Below are 22,476 nucleotides of genomic sequence, written 5' to 3' on the forward strand. Positions count from 1 at the left end.
GAGACTTAGGCCCCATCGGTGCATCGGCCGTCGTGGTCCGCTCGCGCCATTTGGCCACCGTCTTCGAGTTCAGGCCGTAGCGGGCGGCAAGGGACCGGGTACTTTCTTGCGACGCTTGGAGTTCGGCTCGAAGACGCGGCGTCGTGCGGGCGCTGCCGTGAAGAATACTTCCCATAATGCATCCTCTTCCTGACGACTCAGGTTCAATGATGCACCATCACACTCAGGGACTACACACCTAGCGCCAGAACTCCGGAATAGTCTCGGCAAGCCGGGGACCGAGACGCAGCGGAGCGATCTTTTCAGCCAGGCCGGTCGCATCGGAGATCTCAACGCCGACACCGCAGATGGTGGCAGGGCCGGTCGCTGCTTCCATGCGGCCCTTCGGCATCTTGGAGATGAACCGGTTCAGCGGCTCCTCCTTATCCATGCCGAGCGAGGAGTCGTAGTCGCCGCACATGCCGGCATCCGACATGTAGGCGGTACCACCGTTCAGGATCTGGTGGTCGGCGGTCGGCACATGTGTGTGGGTGCCGACGACGAAGCTGGCGCGGCCGTCGACGAAATGACCGAAGCACTGCTTCTCGCTTGTCGCTTCGGCATGGAAGTCGAAGATGATCGCATCGGCCTGTTCCTTGAGCGGGCAGGCATCGAGGATCGCTTCTGCAGACTTGAAGGGATCGTCGAGTTCGGGATGCATGAAGACGCGACCCATGACATTTGCGACCAGCACGCGTGCACCGTTGCGGGCGTAGAACAGCCCCGAGCCGCGGCCTGGCGTGCCCTGCGGATAGTTGGCCGGTCGCAGGAACTGGTCGTGACGCCCGGCAAATGCGACCGCTTCCTTCTGATCCCAGACGTGGTTGCCCGTCGTGACGACATCGGCGCCGGCGTTTATCGTCTCGAGGAAGATATCCTCGGTGATGCCAAAACCGCCGGCGGCGTTCTCGCCGTTGACGACGACGAAATCGAGCTTCAGGTCAGAAATGAGGCCGGGGAGGCGGTTCCAGACGGCGGTGCGTCCGGTCTTACCCACCATGTCACCCAGAAAAAGCAGTCGCATTGCTATCCAATCCAAGAGGCAAAAAAGCGCAGCCCGCTTTCCGTCAGAAGGGCGTCCAGGCTGACATCGTGCGGCTCGTCGGGCACATGTGCCACTTCCTGGCAGTCGAATGCAATGCCGATCAGCTTGGGATGCAGGCCTTTTTGCCGCAAACGGTCGATGGCGCGGTCATAATAGCCGGCACCGTAACCGATGCGGTGGCCGCGATTGTCGAAAGCGGAGAGGGGAACCAGCATGATTTCGGGATCGAGCACGGCGGCGTCCGCCGGCGGTCCCGAGGTGCCGAAGCCTGTGGTGACCAAAGGGACACCGCGCACGAGTTCGCGAAACACGATTGTCTGCTTGTCGAGGATGGCGGGCACGCAAAGCCGTGCTCCGCGCGCCTGGAACCGCGCCAGAAGCGGCCGGATGTCGGCCTCCGAGCGGATCGGCAGGAAGCCGGAAACAACGGTGCCGGGATCGAACGCGACGGCCTCGCCGGCATGCTCGGCCATGGCCAGGCTCATCTCGATGCGGGTGGCTTCCGGGATGGCGTCGCGCAGAGCGAGCCGGCCGGCACGCATTTCGGCTTTCAGTTCTTTCGGGGTCATACGGTCCATCGCGCTGTTTTCAGCAGACGATAAAGGTCTTGCTGATCATTTCAACGGGACAATGCGACCTTTGACCACCCACCGGAGCCAACCAGGTCAAATCGTGATGCTGGCCGGTACGGTTGAGGCGTCGGCCTGTGCCTCAAACGCATAGGCGTTCGCGCCTGGTGCCTGCTGACCAGTCCTTGCGCGCAGTTCGCGCATGGCCTTGTCCATCAACTGCCGGACCTCCTGCAGGACGGCCTTGAACTCTTCCATCGTCTTGCGATCCTCGGCGGAGATGCCTACGGACGCCTGCTGTCCGTCTTCGACGATGCTCTTGTAGGCGTTGCGCGCAGCCGTTGCGCCGTCGGGTTCGTCTGCCTCGGTTGCGCTCGTGTCGGTGCTATCCGAAGACGTCGTTGCATCTGCGGCGGATGCGTGAGCTGTGGCGTCTGCCGAGGCTGCTCCGGTATCTTCAGTTGCGACAGAGGCATCGGCTGTGGAAGCAATGTTTGTGGCGCTGGCCGCAACAGCCGAGGCAAATTCCGCAGCAGCGGCGCTGATCTTGTGAGCGAGTTCGGCAGCAAGCCGGGCGACGACCTCCGGCGGGTAGCCGCCGCTCTTCAGCATTTCGAGTTGCTGCTTGGCTTCCTCAAGCTTGCGCGCCGCTCTGGCCTTCGCCGCTTCGGCCGAGGTGGCCATGCTCTCGCGCAGGCTTTCCTGTGCCTTTGCCGCATTCTGCAATATCTTCAGGCGCGCGCTGGTGCTGTCGGCCGATATATTGAGATTGTCGGCGGAATAGGTGTTGCGCAGGATGTTGAGCGCTGATGCGGAACCGACTTGCATACTATCCTCCGGATTGCACTATCCGGTGCAGTCTGCAACTTCAGGCTTGAGTGGGCCTGTGCCACCTATGCAAGCGTAGCGAGCGCATGGATCGTTTCATTGAACAGCGGCATGCCGCCCGGCGACCAACCGAGAGCACGGATCTTCGCCGTGTCCATCGGCGTAAGCTGCGCCTTGTCGGCGGGAAGCGGGAGCCTGTTCACGCAATCGCGCTCCCAGCGAATGTGTTCCAGGATGTCCCAGGTATCCAGCGTGACATCGGAGACGTTGAAGGTCTCGCCGGAGATACGCGCGGCGTCCGCTTCCAGCATGAGCCGTACGGCCTTGCCGACGTCTCTTCCGTGGACCTCGGTTCCGGCGCGTGATGGCAGGTGGCGGCCGGCTAGGTAATCTTCGATCAGTCTGTCCCATTTGTTCGGTCGGAGGTCGCCATAGACGCCGGTCAATCGGAGGCTGGCCGTTGTGAAGACGGGCGCCGCGAGGTGTGCGAGACTGCGCTCGGCATCAAGCTTGACCTGGCCGTAGAGGGTCTCGGGCTTGTCGGGCATGCCCTCTTTCAGTGTGGTTCCCGGTGCGTGCTCGCCGTAGGCGGCGCGGCTGGAAATGAAAACGCAGCGGCGCGTGCCGGCGCGTTTGGCTGCTTCGAAAAGCCGGACGCTGCCGTCGAGGTTGAAGCGCTTGAACGTCTCCGGGTCGTCGCCCTCGCCGCCGCGGTATTTGCCGGGCAGGTGGTGGAAGGCGGCGTGCACGAAGAAATAGGCGTCCTCGAAGGCTTCGATATGATCGTGCGCCGGATCGAGCGAGAGCGGGGCGAACTCGACCGGTCTCGAAAAGAAGCGGGGCAGGGGAGCGTGGCGGCCGCCGATGATCACGGTATAGCCGGCGGCGAGCAGTTCTTCGACGATATAGCGCCCGACGAGACCTGTTCCCCCCGATACCAATACCTTCATGCTGCCTCTTCCGGGTTCGCCATGGTCGATAGATCCGGCAGGTCATCGCCGGCATAGAATGCATGCCAAAGGTCGATCAGCGGCCGCAGTTTATCGACCTTCGGATGATTCGTCTCCCACGGCTTCTCATACTGGTAGTGCAGGACGGAAATGCTGTGCCAATCCCAAAGCTGGGGCATGGTAAACCAGACATATTGGAGCATGTTGAAATAGATCGGCAGGCCGTGCCAATCCGGGAAAAATTCCTGCAGGAAGGTCTGGTCCGTCCGCTTCCAGAACACTCCCGGCTGATCCAGTCGCTCCAGCATGCGTTGGAATGTGTCTTCAGACGGTTGCGCGACGAAGACGCCGGAGTTCAGCCGCTGGAAGTCCTCGAGGGATTCATAGACGTTCGGGGCGGCCGAAAACTCGGGATAGCGGAAGAGCTTGTCGATGTTGTGCAACACGATCGCATCGGCATCGATGAAGACGCAACTGGTGTATTCGGTCAGCTGCCAGAGGCGCAGCTTGCAGAAATTGTCGAGCGGCGAGTGAAACGCCGGCTTGCGTCCTTTCTTGAAGGGAGCCGCGGCGTGCAGATTGGATCGAGCATGACGCTCATTGAACTCGGCTGACAGCGGCAGATGCTCGACCGGCACCAGGCGGCAGTCGAGCTTTAGGAGTGGGTCGAGGCTGGCTTGGTCAACGCCCGCGGTATGGAGGACGACGATGACCGCTGGGGTAGCGGTTCGGCGCAAGGATGTTGCAAGCGCCTTGGCACCCTTGGCGTAATCGTCGTTGGTGACGAGAGTGACATAGGCGTGCCGGGGCTCACTCATGAAACGGACTTCAGCCTCTTGCCTTCCGGATCATGGTTAATCGTGGCGGCAATGTCCTTCGTCCAAGCGGAAACGGCAGGCACGCGCGACCGGTCAACGCGATAGGCAAATTTCTTGGCGACATCGACGATCTCGCTCAGAAGACCTGCCTGGAGGGTGATCGGATCGAGGCCGAGATGGCGAAATTTCTCGTTCTTGACGATGAGTTCGTTTTCCGGTGCTTCCTTGCGCGGGTTCGGTAGCCAGGCAATTTCGGCGCCGCTCATCTTTGCGATCATTTCCGCGAGATCGCGCACGCGATGCGTTTCGGTCATCTGGTTGAAGATTTCGACACGGGCTCCGCGGGCAGGCGGGTTGTTCAAGGCAAGCTCGATGCAGCGTACCGAGTCCTGGATATGGATGAAGGCGCGGGTTTGGCCACCGGTGCCATGGACGGTCAGGGGATAGCCGATCGCCGCCTGGATGAGGAAGCGGTTCAGCACGGTGCCGTAGTCGCCGTCATAGTCGAAGCGATTGACGAGTTGAGGGTGCCGGCGTGTCTGCTCGGCATGCGTTCCCCAAACGATTCCCTGGTGCAGGTCGGTTATGCGCAGGCGGTCGTTCTTGGCGTAGAAATGGAAAAGCAACTGATCCAGGCATTTGGTCATGTGATAGATCGAGCCGGGATTGGACGGATAGAGGATTTCCTGGCAGACGGTCTCGCCGCTCGCCGTCTCGATGCCAACGGGCAGATACCCCTCGGGGATCGCCGCCCCGACCGTCGAATAGCCGTAGACGCCCATCGTGCCGAGGTGGATGAGATGTGCGTCGAGCTGGAGTTCGACAAGCGCATTCAGGAGGTTATGGGTGGCGTTAACGTTGTTGTTGACGGTGTAGTTCTTGTGGCGGTCGCTCTTCATCGAGTAGGGGGCGGCACGCTGCTCGGCAAAGTGAATGACGGCATCCGGACGGTTCTCGGCGAGCCACTTCTTCAGGAGCTCGTAGTCCTTGGCGAGGTCGATCAGGTTGAAATGAATGCGCCGGCCAGTTTCGGCGTGCCAGATGCGCGTGCGCTCCTGGATCGAGTCCATCGGGGTCAGCGACTGGACCCCGAGTTCGGTGTCGATCCACCGCCGCGAAAGATTGTCGAGGATATGGATCTCATGCCCCGCGTCCGAAAGATGCAATGATGTCGGCCAGCCGATGAATCCGTCCCCGCCCATCACTGCAATCTTCATCGCGGTGTCTCCTGCTTGAATGTCTCTGTCAAAAATTACTTAGGAAGCGTGACAATTGTTCAATGCTTGCAAGGCGGAAAGTCTTCCGCCAAAGAGGGCGCGTGGCTTTGGAGAAAATTATGGCGGACAACGGTTTTTCGATTTCGGGTGAACTCACGGAAACGGGTCACCGGCTCCTGCAGCGGGTTTATTACGAGGACACGGATTTTTCCGGCCTCGTCTACCATGCCCGCTACCTGCACTTCCTCGAGCGCGGCCGCACAGATTACCTCCGGTGCCTCGGCGTCGAGCAACGAGAGCTTATCAATGCGGACGAGGAGGGGCTTGTCTTCGTCGTCCATCGCATGGAGATCGACTTCAAGCAGCCGGCACGGATGGATGACATCCTGACGGTGATGACCCACACCGAAAGAGCAGGCGGCGCCAAGATGGTCCTCAATCAGGAAATCCGGCGCGGCGAAACGCTGCTGATCGCCGCCAAGGTGATCATCGCCGTCATTAACGCCAATGCGAGGCCCCGAAGACTGCCGGAGACACTTGCCGAGAAGTTTCTCGAAGGCAGCAAGCCGCTCCGCGGGCCGTGAGCCGTTGCCGCGCGCAGTGCGATCAACATCCTTTGCGTGCAGCGATTCGCCCGGGTTGATCGCGAACGCTGAAAAGACACGGGATTCCGGCCTTGCATAAACATGAGTTTTGTGTGAAGGAATTCGCGCGCTGGAAGATATGCGCTGTTGTGGTCATCGAGCTAGATCTGACCAAGTAATCCAAGGGATAAATCTTTCGCCGATAGTTTCGCTGTCATGATCCGGCGCTAACGAACTGTTAACCATAATAGTGTCTTACTCGGATTGTCAGAGTTTGTGCGGTGCACGCCTTCCTTTGACCAAATTTGACGGCAAGGAAGGCGGATAAGAGCTTGGAAGCTTGACCAGGGCTTTGGGCGGCGGCCGCCAGACACTTCTTGCGAGATCACTTTGTGCCGCCCGGTCAAGTGCCGGGCGTTTGGATTCGGGGATTTTGGATCAATGGAACAAGTAGGATTGGCAGCAGCAACGGCCGACGTCAGCCTCTGGTCGCTGTTTATGCAGGCAGGTCTCGTCGTAAAGCTGGTCATGCTCGGGCTCATCGCAGCCTCGGTCTGGACCTGGGCGATCGTCATCGACAAGTATCTGGCGTATGGTCGCGCACGGCGCCAGTTCGAGAAGTTCGAGCAGGTGTTCTGGTCGGGCCAGTCGCTGGAAGAGCTCTATCGCACGCTATCGGAGCGCAACAACACCGGCCTTGCCGCGATCTTCGTTGCGGCGATGCGCGAATGGAAGAAGTCGTTTGAGCGCGGTGCGCGCTCCCCGATCGGTCTGCAGATGCGTATCGACCGCGCCATGGACGTTACGCTGGCGCGTGAATCCGAATTTCTCTCCGCCCGTCTCGGCTCGCTGGCAACGATCGGTTCGGCCGGCCCGTTCATCGGCCTCTTCGGTACGGTCGTCGGTATCATGACCTCGTTCCAGGCAATCGCCGGCTCGAAGTCGACGAACCTCGCGGTCGTTGCTCCCGGTATCGCCGAAGCGCTGCTTGCAACCGCAATTGGCCTTGTTGCCGCTATCCCGGCCGTTATCGCCTACAACAAGTTCACTGCCGACGCCGGCAAGCTTTCGGGCCGTATGGAAGGCTTCGCGGATGAATTCTCCGCCATCCTTTCGCGCCAGATCGACGAAAAACTGCAGCCGCGCCAGGCCGCGCAGTAATCGACGGGAACGGAGTCAACGATATGGGTATGGGTGCTCCAAGCGGTGGCGGTAGCGGCGGTGGTCGCGGTGGTCGTCGTCGCGGTGGCCACAGAGGTGGTGCCATCTCCGAAATCAACGTGACGCCGCTCGTCGACGTCATGCTGGTGCTTTTGATCATCTTCATGGTGGCAGCACCGATGATGACGGTCGGCGTGCCCGTCGACTTGCCGGAAACACAGGCCAAGGCGCTGAATTCCGAAACGCAGCCGATCACGATCTCGGTGAAGAACGACGGCCAGGTGTTCCTGCAGGAAACACCGATCCCGGTCGAAGAGATTGCCGCGAAGCTCGAGGCGATCGCAACGACGGGCTACAATGAACGCATCTTCGTTCGCGGCGACGCGACCGCGCCCTATGGCGTGATCGCCGACGTCATGGCTCGCATCCAGGGTGCTGGCTACAAGAACATCGGCCTCGTGACGCAGCAGAAGAAGGACCAATAGCGAACGCTATGAAGGCCAGTATCGTCACATCTGCGGCTCTGCACTGTGCACTGCTTGCCTGGGCGCTGATCTCGATCGGCTCCCCGGAGCAGTTCAAGGTCGAGGATTTCGAGGCGATGCCCGTCGACCTCGTGCCCGTCGAAGAAATGACGCAGATGCAGCAGGGCGACAAGACGGCCAAGCCGAGTGAAAAGCCGGCGCCGAAGCCGACGGCCAAGCCGACCAATGTCGAAAACGCCGAGAACATGGGCGAGAACAAGGTCGACCTCAAGGCGCCGCCGGTCCCGAACGCCAAGCCCAGCAATAACGAGAGCGCTGCTGCCCCTAAGGCCGTCGAAAAGCCTCTTCCTCAGAATGATCCCGTCCCCAACGAGGTGAAGGAGATAATGAAGGAGGAGACGGACGTCGAGCCGAAGCAGGTCGCGTCCATTACGCCGCCGAAGCCGGAAATCACCCCGCCGACGCCGCCAAAGCCAGAGGAAACGCCACAGGAACAGCCGGAGCCACCGAAGCCGGACGCCGAGGCGCTGCCGGACAAGGTTCCGACTCCGGTCGTGAAGCCGCAAGCCAAGCCGCCGGAACAGAAGCCGGCCGAAAAGCCCCCGGAGAAAAAGACCGAGGATCAGGCGAAGGCGGACGAAAAGCCGACGGACAAGAAGAAGGCCGACAAGAAGCAGGAGAAAGCGAAGTCCGCCTCCTCTAAGCAGAGCGACTTCAACGCCGACGATATCGCGGCGCTGCTGAACAAGCAGGACCCGTCGAATGGCGGAGCCAAAAGTTCGACCGAGGTTGCTTCGCTCGGTGCCAAGAAGGCCACCGGTGGCTCCAAGCTCTCGATGAGCGAGATGGATGCGCTGCGTAGTGCGATCGCCGGCAACTGGTCGGTTATCCCGGGGATGGAAGGTGCTAGCGACGTTCGCATCAAGGTCCACATGAAGCTGGACCCTGACGGTAACATCATCGGCTCACCCGAGGTCGAAGCGGTTGGCGGCACCAACGAGGCGACGCGCATGGCGTTGGCAAGCGGTGCCAAGCGTGCCGTGATGAAGTCGTCGCCCTTCACCAATCTCCCGAAAGACAAATATGACGCCTGGGGCGAAGTTATCGTCAACTTCGATCCCAGCGATCTAGCACTTTAAAATGCTGAAAGGCTTGTCCTCCATGACCAAGTGTTCCCTCATTCGCGCCTTGATGGTCGCCGTCGGCATGATAACCACTGCGGTTGTCGCCACGCCGGCCAACGCGCTTGTCGAAATCAACATCAACAAGGGCAATGTCGAGCCACTGCCGATCGCGATCACCGATTTCCTGCAAGGCGACATGGGCGCCCAGGTGTCGCAAGTGGTTGCCGCCGACCTTCAGCGCTCCGGCCTCTTTGCGCCGATCAACAAGAACGCCTTCATCGAGAAGATCTCCAACCCGGATGCCGCTCCGCGCTTCGAAGATTGGAAGGTCATCAATGCGCAGGCCCTCGTTACCGGTCGCGTGACGCAGGAAAGCGACGGGCGCCTGCGCGCCGAGTTCCGCCTTTGGGATACATTTGCCGGCACGCAGATGACGGGCCAGCAGTTCTACACCCAGCCTGAGAACTGGCGTCGCGTTGCCCATATTATCGCCGATGCGATCTACAAGCAGATCACCGGCGAAGAGGGCTACTTCGATACGCGCGTCGTCTTCGTATCCGAGTCCGGCACGAAGCAGGAGCGCAAGCGCCAGCTCGCCATCATGGACCAGGACGGCTACAACGTGCGCATGCTGACGAACGGCAGCGATCTCGTGCTGACGCCGCGCTTCTCGCCGAACCGCCAGGAAGTCACCTACATGTCCTTCGCCAACCAGCAGCCGCGGGTTTACCTGCTGCAACTGGAAACTGGACAGCGCGAAGTGGTCGGCAACTTTCCGGGCATGACCTTCTCGCCGCGCTTCTCGCCTGACGGACAGAAAGTCGTCATGAGCCTTCAGCAGGAAGGCAACGCAAACATCTACACGATGGACCTGCGTTCGCGCACCACGACGCGCCTGACGTCCACTGCTGCGATCGATACCTCGCCGTCCTATTCGCCTGATGGCAACCGCATCGTCTTCGAAAGCGACCGTGGCGGCCACCAGCAGATCTACGTGATGAATGCCGATGGCTCCGGCCAAACCCGTATCTCCTTCGGAGACGGCAACTACTCGACGCCGGTCTGGTCTCCGCGCGGCGATCTGATCGCCTTCACCAAGCAGTCGGGCGGCAAGTTCTCGATCGGCGTCATGAAGCCTGATGGTTCGGGTGAACGCATCCTGACGACGGGCTTCCACAACGAGGGCCCGACCTGGGCGCCGAACGGCCGCGTTATCATGTTCTTCCGCCAGGCAGCTGGTGCCGGCGGTCCGCAGCTCTACTCGATCGATCTGACGGGCTACAACGAGCAGCTCATCAAGACGCCGAACTTCGCTTCGGACCCGGCCTGGTCGCCGCTTCTCGAGTAGGAAAGCCTGTGGATGTGCCTTTTTGTCGCCGCAAAAATCCCTGATTGGGGCGACTGAGGGACAAATCAACCATCTGTTAACCATAATTCTTGAATGCCGATTAACCCAACGAGGTTACAGTCCGGCAACCTTAATCAAGTCGCAAGGAGACCGGCCATGAGCCGAATTCACACCCCGGCAATGAGCCGCATGCAGAATTTCGCCCGTAACCCCGTCATGATCGCGCTTGTCGCCGGTCTTGCCTTGGCCGGTTGCGCCAACAAGAAGAACATGGCGAACAGCGCTGGTGACCTGGGCCTCGGTGCCGGCGCCGCAACGCCCGGTTCTGCACAGGACTTCACCGTCAACGTCGGCGATCGTATCTTCTTCGACACCGACTCCACCTCGATCCGCGCGGACGCTTCCCAGACCCTCGACCGCCAGGCTCAGTGGCTTGCCCGCTATCCGAAGTACGCGATCACCATCGAAGGCCACGCCGACGAACGCGGCACGCGCGAATACAACCTTGCTCTCGGCGCTCGCCGTGCAGCGGCCACCAAGGATTACCTTGCTTCGCGCGGCGTTCCGGCACAGCGCATGAAGACGATCTCCTACGGCAAGGAACGCCCGGTTGCCGTCTGCGACGATATTTCCTGCTGGTCGCAGAACCGCCGGGCCGTTACAGTTCTCGGTGGCGCCGGCATGTAATTGCTGGGAAATATTACAATTTCGAAAGGCGGCTCCAACGCGGGCCGCCTTTTCTTTTTGAACACACTTTGGCCAGTTTCCGTTGCTTTTTGAAAGCAATTGGAAAAATCTCCTGTTCGTGCCAATGGGTGCGAAGAATCACAGGGACAGGACAAACCATATGAAGAAATTTGTCGTTGCGGGCATGCTGTGCCTCGCGGCCGTGGCCGGGGCGGGCCAATCGGCGAATGCGACGTCGCTTTTCGGGTGGCAGATCGGCGGCAAGGCTGCCAATCGGCAACCGCAGGCACCGGTTGTAAACGTGCAGGCGGGCGGCCCTGAGGTTCGCATCCAGCAGCTGGAAGAACAGCTGCGCCAGCTGAACGGCCGCATCGAAGAGATGAGCTTCCAGCTCCTGCAGATGCAGGAAACGATCCGCAAGGCGCAGGAAGACAACGAATTCCGCTTCCAGGAGCTGGAAAAGGGCGGCGGCAGTAGTGCCGGCAGCAGCTCCAAGACGATGAAAAAGAGCGAAGCCGATGTGCCTCCTCCGGCGCAGGGCCGGAGCGGTGGTGACGATGTCGCCCGCGTAATCCAAGCACCGCAGGGAGCCGAAACGGCTCCCTCGACCGACGTTCCGGCAAATGATGGTCTCGGCCAGCCGCCGAAGCAGCTCGGTTCGATGCAGTTCGACCAGAGCGGCAATCCGGTCGGAGGCTCGGTCAACGAGAATGCCACGGTCGGATCCGGCCCGGTTCCTGGCGTCGATTCCGGCCGTTCGTCGCAGACGGCCTCGCTCGGCAGCGAAGCCGACCAGTACAAGGCCGCCTACGGCCACGTGCTTTCCGGGGACTATTCGACGGCCGAGCAGGAGTTCACCCAGTACATCGCTCAATACCCGAGCAGCGCACGCGCGGCGGATGCCAATTTCTGGCTTGGCGAAGCGCTCTACTCGCAGGGCAAGTACAATGAGGCCGCCAAGACGTTCCTCGATGCTCACAAGAAGTATGGCAGCTCCGAAAAGGCGCCGGAAATGCTTCTCAAGCTGGGCATGTCGCTTGCGGCGCTCGACAATACGGAAACCGCATGCGCCACGCTGCGGGAAGTCTCGAAGCGTTACCCCAAGGCTTCGCGTGCCGTGATAACCAAGGTTGCCAGCGAGCAAAAGCGTCTCGCCTGCTAGGGCCTTCCGGTTTTGCGCCCGGATGGCCCCCTTCTACCTGAGACGGCAGCGCGCCGTTTCCTTGACTCGCTGATCGGGCCCTCGCGCATCCTTGTTGCGACTTCGGGCGGAAGCGATTCAACAGGCCTGCTTTTGGCTCTTGTCGAAGCGAGCAAGGCTGTACCCAACTCGAAAATCTCTCTTTGCGCTGTTACAGTGGATCATGCACTGCGGACAGAATCGGCCGAAGAGGCGCGCCAGGTTGCTGCCCTCTGCGGGTCGCTCGATATCCCGCACGTCGTTAAAGTCTGGCAGGGCGAAAAGCCCAAGGCCGGCCTCATGGCGGCTGCGCGCGACGCCCGCTACGCGCTGCTTGCCGAAGCCGCCGAGAACTTCAACGCCGACATCGTTGTAACCGCGCATACGGCAGACGATCAGCGCGAGACGCTCGCCATGCGGTGGGAGCGCTCAGAACAGCCAAGCACCGGCATCGCCGATCTCGTGCTCTTTGATCGCCGTATTTGGGTTGCCCGACCGCTGCTTAGCTGTCGGCGAGAGGCGATCCGCGAATATCTTCGCACAAGACATGTCGGCTGGATCGACGACCCAAGCAATGATGACCCGAACTATGAACGTGTGCGGATGCGATCCCGCCTCGCCGAAGAGGCGGATGCCGTCCCGGATGCGGGCGAGGCCGGTGACTTGCGCACGAGCGTCGCCGCTTCGGCGGCTAGATGGCTGGATCAGCATTTCGTTCTGCATTCTCCCTTGGTCGGCCAGGTACTCCCGGCCGGACTCACCGCGGAGAGGGGCATTCTTGATTATGCCATTGCGCGCCTTGCTGCGGTTTTCGGCGGGCAGGCGTTCCCGCTCGGACGCAAGCAGACGGACGATGTTCTGGCGCTTATCAAAAGCGATCAGCCAAATCGGATGACCGCGGGCAGGGTAGTGTTTGACCTTCGGCGCGACGGGCTTTTTCTCGTTCGTGAAAACCGTGGGATCCTGCCGTTGACGCTTGCGCCGGGCGCGCGCGGCGTCTGGGACAGGCGGTTCCTCGTTGAAAATGCAGCCCCGACGGATATCGGCGTCGTTGCCGGCGGAGCTGAGATGCAGAGCGACCGGCTACCGAGGGGCGTGCTCAGGCAGGCCCGGTCAGCGGCGCCATGCGTCGTCGACGCTGCTGGGTCCGAAGTTCCCTCTCGTGTTGCCGAGAAAGTCAGGATCAGTCCCTATTTCTCGCCGTTCGACCGTTTTTTGACACGATTTGACTTCATCTTTGCCGACAGGCTTGCGGCTGCCTTTGGAACGCGCCCCTATCCAAAACCGCCATTAGGTCTTATTGACGGAAAATCTATCTAACAGTCCAGTTTTCCTTGGCATTCACCCAAGGCAATCCTATGTTAGAGACCAAATAAGACGGTCGCCATGAGGTGGCTGTTCCAGTGCTGGGGAGTTCGATGAACCCTAACTTACGTAATTTCGCCTTGTGGGCAATCATTGCGCTTCTGCTGATTGCCCTGTTCAGCATGTTCCAGACGTCGCCGGCGCAGACCAGCTCCCGCGAGATCCCTTACTCGCAGTTCCTGCGGGAAGTGGATGCGGGCCGCGTCAAGGAAGTCGTCGTCACGGGCAACCGCGTCACCGGCACCTATGTTGAAAACGGCACCACCTTCCAGACCTATACGCCTGTTGTTGACGGCAGCCTGCTCGATCGCCTCCAGCAGAAGAACGTCCTCGTTTCGGCGCGCCCGGAGACCGATGGCTCTTCGGGCTTCCTGAGCTATATCGGTACGCTGTTGCCGATGCTGTTGATACTGGGCGTCTGGCTCTTCTTCATGCGGCAGATGCAGGGGGGCTCACGCGGTGCGATGGGCTTCGGCAAATCCAAGGCAAAGCTTCTGACCGAAGCGCATGGCCGGGTGACCTTCGATGACGTCGCAGGCGTCGACGAGGCCAAGCAAGACCTTGAGGAAATTGTCGAATTCCTGCGTGATCCGCAGAAATTCCAGCGCCTCGGCGGCAAGATTCCGCGTGGCGTTCTGTTGGTTGGCCCTCCGGGCACCGGCAAGACGCTGCTCGCCCGCTCTGTTGCAGGCGAGGCCAATGTGCCGTTCTTCACGATCTCGGGCTCCGACTTCGTCGAAATGTTCGTCGGCGTCGGCGCAAGCCGTGTCCGCGACATGTTCGAACAGGCCAAGAAGAATGCGCCCTGCATCATCTTCATCGACGAAATCGACGCTGTCGGTCGCCATCGCGGCGCCGGTCTCGGCGGCGGTAACGATGAACGTGAGCAGACGCTGAACCAGTTGCTGGTCGAGATGGATGGCTTCGAAGCAAACGAGGGCATCATCCTGATCGCGGCGACGAACCGCCCTGATGTTCTCGATCCCGCACTTCTGCGTCCGGGCCGCTTCGACCGCCAAGTGGTCGTGCCGAACCCCGACATCGTCGGTCGCGAGCGTATCCTGAAGGTTCATGCCCGCAACGTTCCGCTGGCACCGAACGTCGATCTCAAGGTTCTGGCTCGCGGTACGCCCGGCTTCTCCGGCGCGGATCTGATGAACCTCGTTAACGAAGCTGCCTTGATGGCTGCGCGCCGCAACAAGCGCGTCGTGACCATGCAGGAATTCGAGGACGCCAAGGACAAGATCATGATGGGCGCCGAGCGCCGCTCTTCGGCGATGACCGAGGCTGAAAAGAAGCTCACGGCCTATCACGAAGCCGGTCATGCGATCACCGCACTCAATGTGGCGGTCGCCGATCCGCTGCACAAGGCAACCATCATCCCCCGCGGCCGTGCGCTTGGCATGGTCATGCAGCTCCCCGAGGGCGACCGCTACTCGATGAGCTACAAGTGGATGGTCTCGCGCCTCTGCATCATGATGGGCGGCCGCGTTGCTGAGGAACTGACTTTCGGCAAGGAGAACATCACATCGGGTGCATCCTCAGACATCGAGCAAGCCACCAAGCTTGCTCGTGCGATGGTCACCCAATGGGGCTTCTCCGACGAGCTCGGCCAGGTGGCCTACGGCGAGAACCAGCAGGAGGTCTTCCTCGGCCACTCTGTTTCGCAGTCGAAGAACGTCTCCGAGGCCACCGCCCAGAAGATCGACAACGAAGTTCGCCGCCTGATCGACGAGGCCTATACCCAGGCCCGCGATATCCTCACCGACAAGCATGACGAGTTCGTCGCGCTGGCCGAAGGATTGCTCGAATACGAGACGTTGACGGGCGAGGAAATCAAGGCGCTGATTCGCGGCGAAAAGCCTTCGCGCGATCTCGGCGACGACGCGCCGCCCAGCCGCGGCTCGGCCGTTCCGAAGACCGGTAGCCGACCGGTGGCTAAGGGTGACGAGCCTGAAGCCGGCCTAGAGCCGCAGCCGCATTGATTTATCTTGAGAATGCCTGAAAGGCCGGGGTCCAGTCTGGACTCCGGCCTTTCGCGTCGGTAACGCGATGTAATGGGTTTTCTCGCGAATTTACGTGATGGTGACAGCGATTTATGTCATGCCGGTGACATAGGGAGGCTTCACTCGAAGCTCTTGTAACGACATTCGCCCGTGGCGACGTGATTTTTGCAAGTAATAATGCGCAGCCAGAAGGCGCGCTAAGGCACAGGGGTGCATATGAAAAGACGCTATTTCGGTACAGACGGTATTCGCGGTCAATCCAATGTGTTCCCAATGACACCCGACCTTGCGATGCGGGTCGGGATTGCAGTCGGAACGATCTTTCGCCGAGGCAACCACCGTCATCGCGTTGTCATAGGCAAGGACACCCGCCTTTCTGGTTATATGCTCGAAAACGCGATGGTCGCAGGCTTCACTGCTGCGGGCGTCGATGCCTTTGTTCTCGGTCCTATCCCGACGCCAGCCGTGGCGATGCTGACGCGGTCCTTGCGCGCCGACATCGGCGTCATGATCTCGGCGTCCCACAATCCCTACCAGGACAACGGCATCAAGCTATTCGGGCCAGATGGCTATAAGCTGTCGGACGATCTGGAATCGCAGATCGAGGATCTGCTTGAAAAGGATCTCTCGACGCAGCTTGCCAAAGCCGACGACATCGGCCGCGCCAAGCGTGTTGACGGCGTGCACGACCGCTATATCGAGCATGCCAAGCGCACGCTGCCGCGTGACGTCACGCTACAAGGCTTAAGGATCGCGATCGACTGCGCAAACGGAGCCGCCTACAAGGTGGCGCCCGCTGTTCTCTGGGAACTCGGCGCCGACGTCGTGACCATCGGCAACGAGCCGAACGGCACGAACATCAATCTCAATTGCGGCTCGACCAGCCCGGTTGCTCTGCAGAAGAAGGTCGATGAAGTCCGTGCCGATATCGGCATTGCGCTCGACGGCGACGCCGATCGCGTGATCATCATCGATGAGAACGGCGCTGTTGTCGACGGCGACCAGCTGATGGCTGTCATTGCCGAGAGCTTTGCCGAAAGCCAGCAGCTTCGCGGCGGCGGTATCGTTGCGACGGTGATGTCGAATCTCGGGCTGGAGCGCTTCCTCGAGGATAAGGGCCTCGGCCTCGTACGCACGATGGTCGGTGACCGCTATGTCGTCGAGCACATGCGCCAGCACAGCTACAACGTCGGTGGCGAGCAGTCCGGTCACATCGTGCTGTCGGACTACGGTACGACGGGCGACGGTCTAGTGGCCGCATTGCAGATCCTTGCTGCGGTCAAGCGGACCGGCAAGACGGTGAGCGAAGTTTGCCGCCGCTTCGAGCCAGTGCCGCAGCTCCTTCGCAATGTGCGCATTTCCGGCGGCAAGCCGCTTGAAGACGCCCGTGTGCGGAAGGCAATCGCCGATGCAGAAGCCGAGCTCGGTCATAGCGGCCGCCTTGTTATCCGCCCGTCCGGCACCGAACCGCTGATCCGGGTCATGGCTGAAGGCGATGACCGCGGCCAGATCGAACGCATCGTCAATGATCTGGTTGGTATAATCGGTGGTGCGCGCGACGCCGCGTGACGTCCGTATTTGTGAACATGGCGGGCATTGTTTCGGCGTCCGGCCATGTGCGCAAGATCATGCTAAAGATTTTCTGAATTTAATCTGACATTAACTCTAATTTGTAAGACTCTGGGATGAATAAAAGCCGGGCGTGGTCGAATGACGCACGCCCGGGCATCGATTGTTTCTGGAGCATACTATGAAGAGATTTTTGATTGCCCTGGCTGCGGCGTTGACGGCAGGTGGCCCGGTTCTCGCTGCCGATCTTTATGTCGATCCGGCTCCTCCGCCCCCTCCCGCCTTCGGCGGATGGTACCTGCGCGGGGACTTGGGCATGACTAACCAGCGTCTTGGCAGTATGCAGCACGAATTGTTTGACGACGTGGAACTCCACGAATTTCCGGATGAGGGCTCATTTGACAGTGGCCTGCTCGGTGGGTTGGGCGTCGGTTATCAATTTAACCAGTGGCTCCGCGGCGATGCGATCGTTCAGTATCGCGGCAAGACCGATTTTTCCGCGCTCGATCGTTACGGTCATACCGATGCGACGGGACCCGTCTGGGATGGTACGAATGACTACGATGCTGCCAAATCGGAATGGCTGTTGATGGCGAATGCCTATGTCGACATCGGCACATGGGAAGGCATTACGCCTTATGTCGGCGCCGGCATCGGTGCCTCACGCAACACGATCTCTCGGTTCAGGGATGTCAACGTCCCGACCCAAGGCGTTGCTTATGGTGACAGTGAATCCACTTGGAACTTTGCTTGGGCGCTCCATGCCGGCATCGGCTATCAAGTGACAGATCGCCTCACCGTCGATTTTGGCTATAGCTACGTCGATCTTGGCGACGCAAAAACCGGCCCGCTCCGTTCCTACGACAACACGGTGAACACCGGCCCGATGCACTTCGACAACATTACCTCGCACGATTTCAAACTCGGCCTGCGCTATTCGCTGCAATAGCCGACACCCCATTGTTGCGAGCGCTTCGACTTCAAGGCCGCCGTCAGGGCCGCCTTTTTCGTTTCTCCCCGTCCCCGATCGAAGTTAACAAGCATAGTTAACCGCGCGTTAGCATCTGGTTGGAATAATGCCCGGATGGTCAGTCATGCGGGCATTTCTCTGCCCGGTCGGGAATTGCAATGAAATCGTCCACCATCATCCGCGCCACGGCGGCAAGCTTCGCTCTGTTCGGCGGTCCGGCGATGGCGGAGGAACCCCCGATTACGCAGGCACCCGAGGTCACCATTGCCGGCGATGCATCGGCAAGGGGCTGGTATCTTCGCGGTGATCTTGGCTATGCGCCGTGGACAGGAAACGAAGCGCCGGCCTACCGCTTTACTGACGCCGGGGGCGCCACTGCTGGCGGCGAATTCGATCCGGCACGTTTTTCCAGGCCGATCTCAGGCGGTGCCGGTATCGGCTATCAATTCACCGACATCTGGCGCGCCGACTTCACGGGCGACTTTTTCAAAAGCAAGTTCACCGGCACAGCCGGCACCGATTTGCCTTGTGCTGCATCCGCAGCCGTCGGAACCGGCTGCGCCTTCGGTGCGCGCGGCGATCTTCGGGCCTATGGCGTGATGGCGAACGGCTATGCCGACCTCGCGACGATTGCCGGTTTCACCCCTTATGTCGGTGCCGGGATCGGGGCGACCAACGTAAAATGGGGGAACGTGCATGCGCAACCCGCGTGCACGGATGGTGCTTCGACCTGCTCGGGAGCGGCGTTCTCCCAGCAAGAACTCAATGGCGAAAGCAGCTGGCGCTTCACTTATGCGCTGATGGCCGGCCTCAGCTATGAGGTCACGGATACCATCAAGATCGATGTCGGCTACCGCTTCTCCGACATTGCCGGCGGCAGCATGTTTACGGGTCCTTCGGGATCAAGCGGTCGCGACGACGGACTGACGCGATACGAAATCCGTGTCGGCTTGCGGATCGCTGGCTGGTAAGTCCGCGGCGCAATGACGCGCATACGCTAAAAATCTCTCTCCTAGCGACAGCGGCTGCTTGACTTCGATCCCACCGCCCTATAACGACGGCGGCGGGACACTCCTCCCCAACGAGGAGCTATCTATCTGGAAGGATAGCACATGGCGAAGACCGCAAAGCCGGACGTACGTCCGAACAATACTCATTTTTCCTCTGGCCCTTGCTCGAAGCGCCCCGGTTGGTCGCTCGAAGCCCTTTCCGATGCGGCTCTTGGCCGTTCGCACCGCGCGAAGATCGGAAAGACGAAGCTCAAGCAGGCCATTGATCTCACCCGTGACGTTCTGGAAGTGCCGGCGGATTATCGCATCGGTATCGTTCCTGCTTCCGACACTGGCGCCGTCGAAATGGCCCTCTGGTCGTTGCTCGGTGAGCGCGGCGTCGACATGGTCGCCTGGGAAAGCTTCGGCGCTGGTTGGGTTACCGACGTCGTCAAGCAGCTGAAGCTGAAAGACGTCCGCAAGATCGAAGCTGGCTACGGCGAGCTGCCGGATCTTTCCACCATCGATTTCGACCGCGACGTGGTCTTCACCTGGAACGGCACCACCTCCGGTGTTCGCGTTCCGAACGCCGATTTCATTCCGGCTGATCGCAAGGGTCTGACGATCTGCGACGCCACCTCGGCCGCTTTCGCACAGAATCTCGACTTCGCCAAGCTCGATGTAGTCACCTTCTCCTGGCAGAAGGTTCTGGGCGGTGAGGGCGCACATGGCGTCATCATCCTGTCTCCGCGCGCTGTCGAGCGTCTGCTCACCTACGCGCCGGCCTGGCCACTGCCGAAGATCTTCCGCATGACTTCGGGTGGCAAGCTGATCGAAGGCATCTTCAGCGGCGAGACCATCAACACGCCGTCCATGCTCTGCGTCGAGGACTATATCGATGCACTGCTCTGGTCGAAGGAAGTCGGCGGTCTCAAGGCCCTGATGGCCCGCGCCGATGCCAACGCCAAGGTAATCGCGGACTTCGTTGCTGCCAACGACTGGATCGCCAACCTGGCGGTGAAGCCGGAGACGGCATCCAACACGTCCGTCTGCCTGAAGATCGTCGACAAGGACGTTCTGGCGCTCGACGCCGATGGTCAGGCGAACTTCGCCAAGGGCGTCGTCAGCCTGCTCGACAAGGAAGGTGTCGCCTATGACATCGGCCACTATCGCGATGCACCGTCGGGCCTGCGCATCTGGGCAGGTGCCACGATCGAGACTGCCGACATGCAGAAGCTGATGCCGTGGCTCTCCTGGGCGTTCGCGACCCAGAAGGCGACGCTTTCCCAGGCTGCTGCCTGAGCTGATAGCATCCGGCTCCGCCGAACGGGCGGAGCCTCGTATCCCTGATTTCATCCATCGCTGAACTTTTTGAAGGAAGCCCCGCAATGGCACCTCGCGTTCTCGTATCCGACGAACTGTCGGAAACCGCTGTCCAGATCTTCCGTGATCGTGGCGTCGAAGTCGATTTCCAGCCGCAGCTCGGCAAGGACAAGGACAAGCTCGCCGAAATCATCGGCAACTACGATGGTCTCGCCATCCGCTCCGCCACCAAGGCGACGGAAAAGCTGATCGCCGCTGCGACCAATCTCAAGGTCATCGGTCGCGCCGGCATCGGCGTCGATAACGTCGATATCCCGGCCGCCTCCAAGCGAGGCATCATCGTCATGAACACGCCGTTCGGCAACTCGATCACCACGGCCGAGCATGCCATTGCGCTGATGTTCGCCGTTGCCCGCCAACTGCCCCAGGCCGATGCCTCGACGCAGGCCGGCAAGTGGGAAAAGTCGAAGTTCATGGGTGTCGAAATCACCGGCAAGATGCTCGGCGTCATCGGCGCCGGAAACATCGGCGGCATCGTCTGCAAGAAGGCTATCGGCCTCGGCATGCATGTTCTGGCCTACGATCCCTTCCTGTCGGCCGAGCGCGCGCAGGAAATGGGCGTCACCAAGGTTGAGCTCGACGAGCTGCTGGCCAAGGCCGACTTCATCACGCTGCACGTTCCGATGACCGACAAGACCCGCGGTATCCTCGGCAAGGAAAACCTCGCCAAGACGAAGCCCGGCGTTCGCATCATCAACTGCGCCCGTGGTGGCCTGGTTGACGAAGCAGCGCTCGCAGAAGCCATCAAGTCCGGCCACGTCGCCGGCGCCGGCTTCGACGTCTTCGAGGTCGAGCCCGCCAAGGAGAGCCCGCTGTTCGGCCTGCCGAACGTCGTCTGCACGCCGCACCTGGGTGCGTCGACCACGGAAGCACAGGAAAACGTCGCCCTTCAGGTCGCCGAGCAGATGTCGGATTACCTCGTCAAGGGTGCGGTCTCCAACGCCATCAACATGCCGTCGATCACTGCTGAAGAAGCACCGATCCTGAAGCCGTTTATCCGGCTTGCCGACGTTCTCGGTGCTTTTGTCGGCCAGGTGTCGGAAGATCCGATCAAGGAAATCGAGATCCTGTACGATGGCGCGACGGCCACGATGAACACCAAGGCGCTGACCTCGGCTTTGCTCGCCGGCCTCATTCGCAACCAGGTCGCCGACGTCAACATGGTTTCGGCGCCGATCATGATCAAGGAAAAGGGCATCGTGCTCTCCGAGGTCAAGCGTGACAAAACCGGCGTCTACGACGGCTACATCAAGCTTACCGTCAAGACCGACACGATGACACGTTCGATCGCCGGCACGGTCTTCTCTGACGGCAAGCCGCGCTTCATCCAGATCAAGGGCATCAACCTTGATGCCGATGTCGGTTCGCACATGGTCTACATCGCCAACACCGACGTACCCGGCATGATCGGCTTCATCGGTACGACGCTAGGCGCCGCTGGCGTCAACATTGCGAACTTCCAGCTCGGCCGCGACAAGCAGGGGGGCGATGCTATCGCGCTGCTTTACGTCGATGGTCCGATTGGCGATGAGGTTCTGGCCAAGCTGACAGCACACTCTGCGATCCGCCAGGCAAAGCCGCTGGTGTTCTCAGTCGATTGAGTTTTGCTCCCAAGGCAATGAGAAAACCCGGCGTGGGAACCTGCGCCGGGTTTTCTCGTTTTGTCTTTCGGTCGACCACGTTGATCACTGCCAGGGCGACCATCGGTCTCTTTCTACGGTTGTTGAACAACCAATTTGGGAGCTTTCATGACAAAGTCAGTCGTCGCTATCGGCCTTGCGCTCGCATCACTCATCAGCCTGTCAGCTTGCGCAAACACGGCGAACGGTCTTGCCAAGGACGGCAGGGAAGCGGGCAATGCGCTGGATGTCAGCACGCATCGCATCCTCAAGGCCGGCGCGAACTAAGTCGAGCGGCCGGCCTTGCAGGTTAAACCCGCCTGAGCAAGGGGTCTCGCGACTACTGCGGGTTCGCTGGAGCCGGAGCGGCTGGCGCCGGGGCGGCTGGCGCCGGGGCGGCCGGAGTCTCGGTAGCCGGGGCAGCAGGAGCTGGAGCGGCAGGAGTCTCAGCTGCTGGCGGTGTCGCGGGTGCAGTCGATGCAGGTGGCGGTGACGCCGGCTCGGAAGTGGTCGGAGCCGGTGCGTTCGGTGCCGTCGCGG

At 60.7% G+C, this 22,476-nt stretch carries 21 protein-coding genes and 1 pseudogene; 15 read left to right on the forward strand and 7 right to left on the reverse strand.

Translation table 11 applies throughout. The features are described 5' to 3' along the window. From C934_RS34045 to C934_RS0124500, 7 genes and pseudogenes are all read right to left on the reverse strand, one after another. A pseudogene (locus tag C934_RS34045) lies at window positions 1–175 on the reverse strand (IS481 family transposase); the annotation flags it as partial. Window positions 176–238: 63 nt separating this feature from the next. Next, entirely contained in the window at window positions 239–1,063 is an 825-nt protein-coding gene (locus tag C934_RS0124475) for a TIGR00282 family metallophosphoesterase (protein ID WP_016557201.1), read from the reverse strand. A gap of 2 nt (window positions 1,064–1,065) precedes the next feature. After that, window positions 1,066–1,653 (reverse strand): 5-formyltetrahydrofolate cyclo-ligase, encoded by a 588-nt coding sequence (locus tag C934_RS0124480; RefSeq protein ID WP_026372051.1) that lies wholly within the window; start codon window positions 1,651–1,653, stop codon window positions 1,066–1,068. Window positions 1,654–1,749: 96 nt separating this feature from the next. After that, the gene (locus C934_RS0124485; RefSeq protein ID WP_018859203.1) at window positions 1,750–2,481 is read right to left on the reverse strand and encodes a hypothetical protein; all 732 of its coding nucleotides are present in this window, start codon (window positions 2,479–2,481) and stop codon (window positions 1,750–1,752) included. Between the two features lie 65 nt (window positions 2,482–2,546). After that, the gene (locus tag C934_RS0124490; protein WP_018859204.1) at window positions 2,547–3,431 is read right to left on the reverse strand and encodes an NAD-dependent epimerase/dehydratase family protein; all 885 of its coding nucleotides are present in this window, start codon (window positions 3,429–3,431) and stop codon (window positions 2,547–2,549) included. Beyond that, window positions 3,428–4,249 carry a glycosyltransferase gene (locus C934_RS0124495; RefSeq protein ID WP_018859205.1) on the reverse strand — a complete coding sequence of 274 codons (822 nt, stop codon included), beginning with the start codon at window positions 4,247–4,249 and terminating at the stop codon, window positions 3,428–3,430. Before C934_RS0124495 ends, C934_RS0124490 begins: the two co-directional genes overlap by 4 nt. Then, a complete protein-coding gene (locus tag C934_RS0124500; RefSeq protein WP_018859206.1) occupies window positions 4,246–5,466 on the reverse strand; it encodes an NAD-dependent epimerase/dehydratase family protein in 1,221 nt (406 codons plus the stop codon). Before C934_RS0124500 ends, C934_RS0124495 begins: the two co-directional genes overlap by 4 nt. Before the next feature lie 119 nt (window positions 5,467–5,585). Between C934_RS0124500 and ybgC the strand changes: the two genes are divergently transcribed. From ybgC to C934_RS0124575, 15 genes are all read left to right on the forward strand, one after another. Further along, the gene (gene ybgC, locus C934_RS0124505; RefSeq protein ID WP_018859207.1) at window positions 5,586–6,050 is read left to right on the forward strand and encodes a tol-pal system-associated acyl-CoA thioesterase; all 465 of its coding nucleotides are present in this window, start codon (window positions 5,586–5,588) and stop codon (window positions 6,048–6,050) included. Between the two features lie 441 nt (window positions 6,051–6,491). Beyond that, the gene (tolQ, locus tag C934_RS0124510; protein ID WP_016557208.1) at window positions 6,492–7,211 is read left to right on the forward strand and encodes a protein TolQ; all 720 of its coding nucleotides are present in this window, start codon (window positions 6,492–6,494) and stop codon (window positions 7,209–7,211) included. Window positions 7,212–7,240: 29 nt separating this feature from the next. Then, window positions 7,241–7,696 (forward strand): protein TolR, encoded by a 456-nt coding sequence (gene tolR, locus C934_RS0124515; protein WP_025660914.1) that lies wholly within the window; start codon window positions 7,241–7,243, stop codon window positions 7,694–7,696. A gap of 8 nt (window positions 7,697–7,704) precedes the next feature. Further along, the gene (locus tag C934_RS0124520; protein ID WP_018859209.1) at window positions 7,705–8,835 is read left to right on the forward strand and encodes a cell envelope integrity protein TolA; all 1,131 of its coding nucleotides are present in this window, start codon (window positions 7,705–7,707) and stop codon (window positions 8,833–8,835) included. A gap of 22 nt (window positions 8,836–8,857) precedes the next feature. Next, the gene (gene tolB / locus C934_RS0124525) at window positions 8,858–10,168 is read left to right on the forward strand and encodes a Tol-Pal system beta propeller repeat protein TolB (RefSeq protein WP_018859210.1); all 1,311 of its coding nucleotides are present in this window, start codon (window positions 8,858–8,860) and stop codon (window positions 10,166–10,168) included. Between the two features lie 156 nt (window positions 10,169–10,324). After that, window positions 10,325–10,855 (forward strand): peptidoglycan-associated lipoprotein Pal, encoded by a 531-nt coding sequence (gene pal / locus C934_RS0124530; RefSeq protein ID WP_007802639.1) that lies wholly within the window; start codon window positions 10,325–10,327, stop codon window positions 10,853–10,855. 160 nt (window positions 10,856–11,015) lie between these two features. Next, window positions 11,016–12,017: a tol-pal system protein YbgF gene (gene ybgF, locus C934_RS0124535; RefSeq protein ID WP_026372052.1), complete on the forward strand. Its 1,002-nt coding sequence runs from the start codon at window positions 11,016–11,018 to the stop codon at window positions 12,015–12,017. 12 nt (window positions 12,018–12,029) lie between these two features. Further along, window positions 12,030–13,355 carry a tRNA lysidine(34) synthetase TilS gene (tilS, locus tag C934_RS0124540; RefSeq protein ID WP_018859213.1) on the forward strand — a complete coding sequence of 442 codons (1,326 nt, stop codon included), beginning with the start codon at window positions 12,030–12,032 and terminating at the stop codon, window positions 13,353–13,355. Window positions 13,356–13,453: 98 nt separating this feature from the next. Further along, window positions 13,454–15,385, forward strand: coding sequence for an ATP-dependent zinc metalloprotease FtsH (gene ftsH / locus C934_RS0124545; RefSeq protein ID WP_025660918.1), 1,932 nt, complete (start codon window positions 13,454–13,456; stop codon window positions 15,383–15,385). A gap of 237 nt (window positions 15,386–15,622) precedes the next feature. Then, window positions 15,623–16,975: a phosphoglucosamine mutase gene (gene glmM / locus C934_RS0124550; RefSeq protein WP_018859215.1), complete on the forward strand. Its 1,353-nt coding sequence runs from the start codon at window positions 15,623–15,625 to the stop codon at window positions 16,973–16,975. 181 nt (window positions 16,976–17,156) lie between these two features. After that, window positions 17,157–17,924, forward strand: coding sequence for an outer membrane protein (locus C934_RS0124555; protein ID WP_018859216.1), 768 nt, complete (start codon window positions 17,157–17,159; stop codon window positions 17,922–17,924). 179 nt (window positions 17,925–18,103) lie between these two features. After that, window positions 18,104–18,916, forward strand: a complete 813-nt coding sequence (locus tag C934_RS0124560) for an outer membrane protein (protein ID WP_018859217.1) — start codon at window positions 18,104–18,106, stop codon at window positions 18,914–18,916. Window positions 18,917–19,057: 141 nt separating this feature from the next. Further along, window positions 19,058–20,236, forward strand: a complete 1,179-nt coding sequence (locus C934_RS0124565) for a phosphoserine transaminase (RefSeq protein WP_018859218.1) — start codon at window positions 19,058–19,060, stop codon at window positions 20,234–20,236. Window positions 20,237–20,322: 86 nt separating this feature from the next. Continuing rightward, complete coding sequence (serA, locus tag C934_RS0124570; RefSeq protein WP_018859219.1) at window positions 20,323–21,918, forward strand: phosphoglycerate dehydrogenase; 1,596 nt, start codon at window positions 20,323–20,325, stop codon at window positions 21,916–21,918. Between the two features lie 147 nt (window positions 21,919–22,065). Further along, window positions 22,066–22,224, forward strand: a complete 159-nt coding sequence (locus C934_RS0124575) for a hypothetical protein (protein WP_018859220.1) — start codon at window positions 22,066–22,068, stop codon at window positions 22,222–22,224. The last annotated feature ends 252 nt before the right edge of the window (window positions 22,225–22,476 follow it).

Source organism: Rhizobium sp. 42MFCr.1, assembly GCF_000377185.1.
GTDB classification, from domain to species: domain Bacteria; phylum Pseudomonadota; class Alphaproteobacteria; order Rhizobiales; family Rhizobiaceae; genus Rhizobium; species Rhizobium altiplani.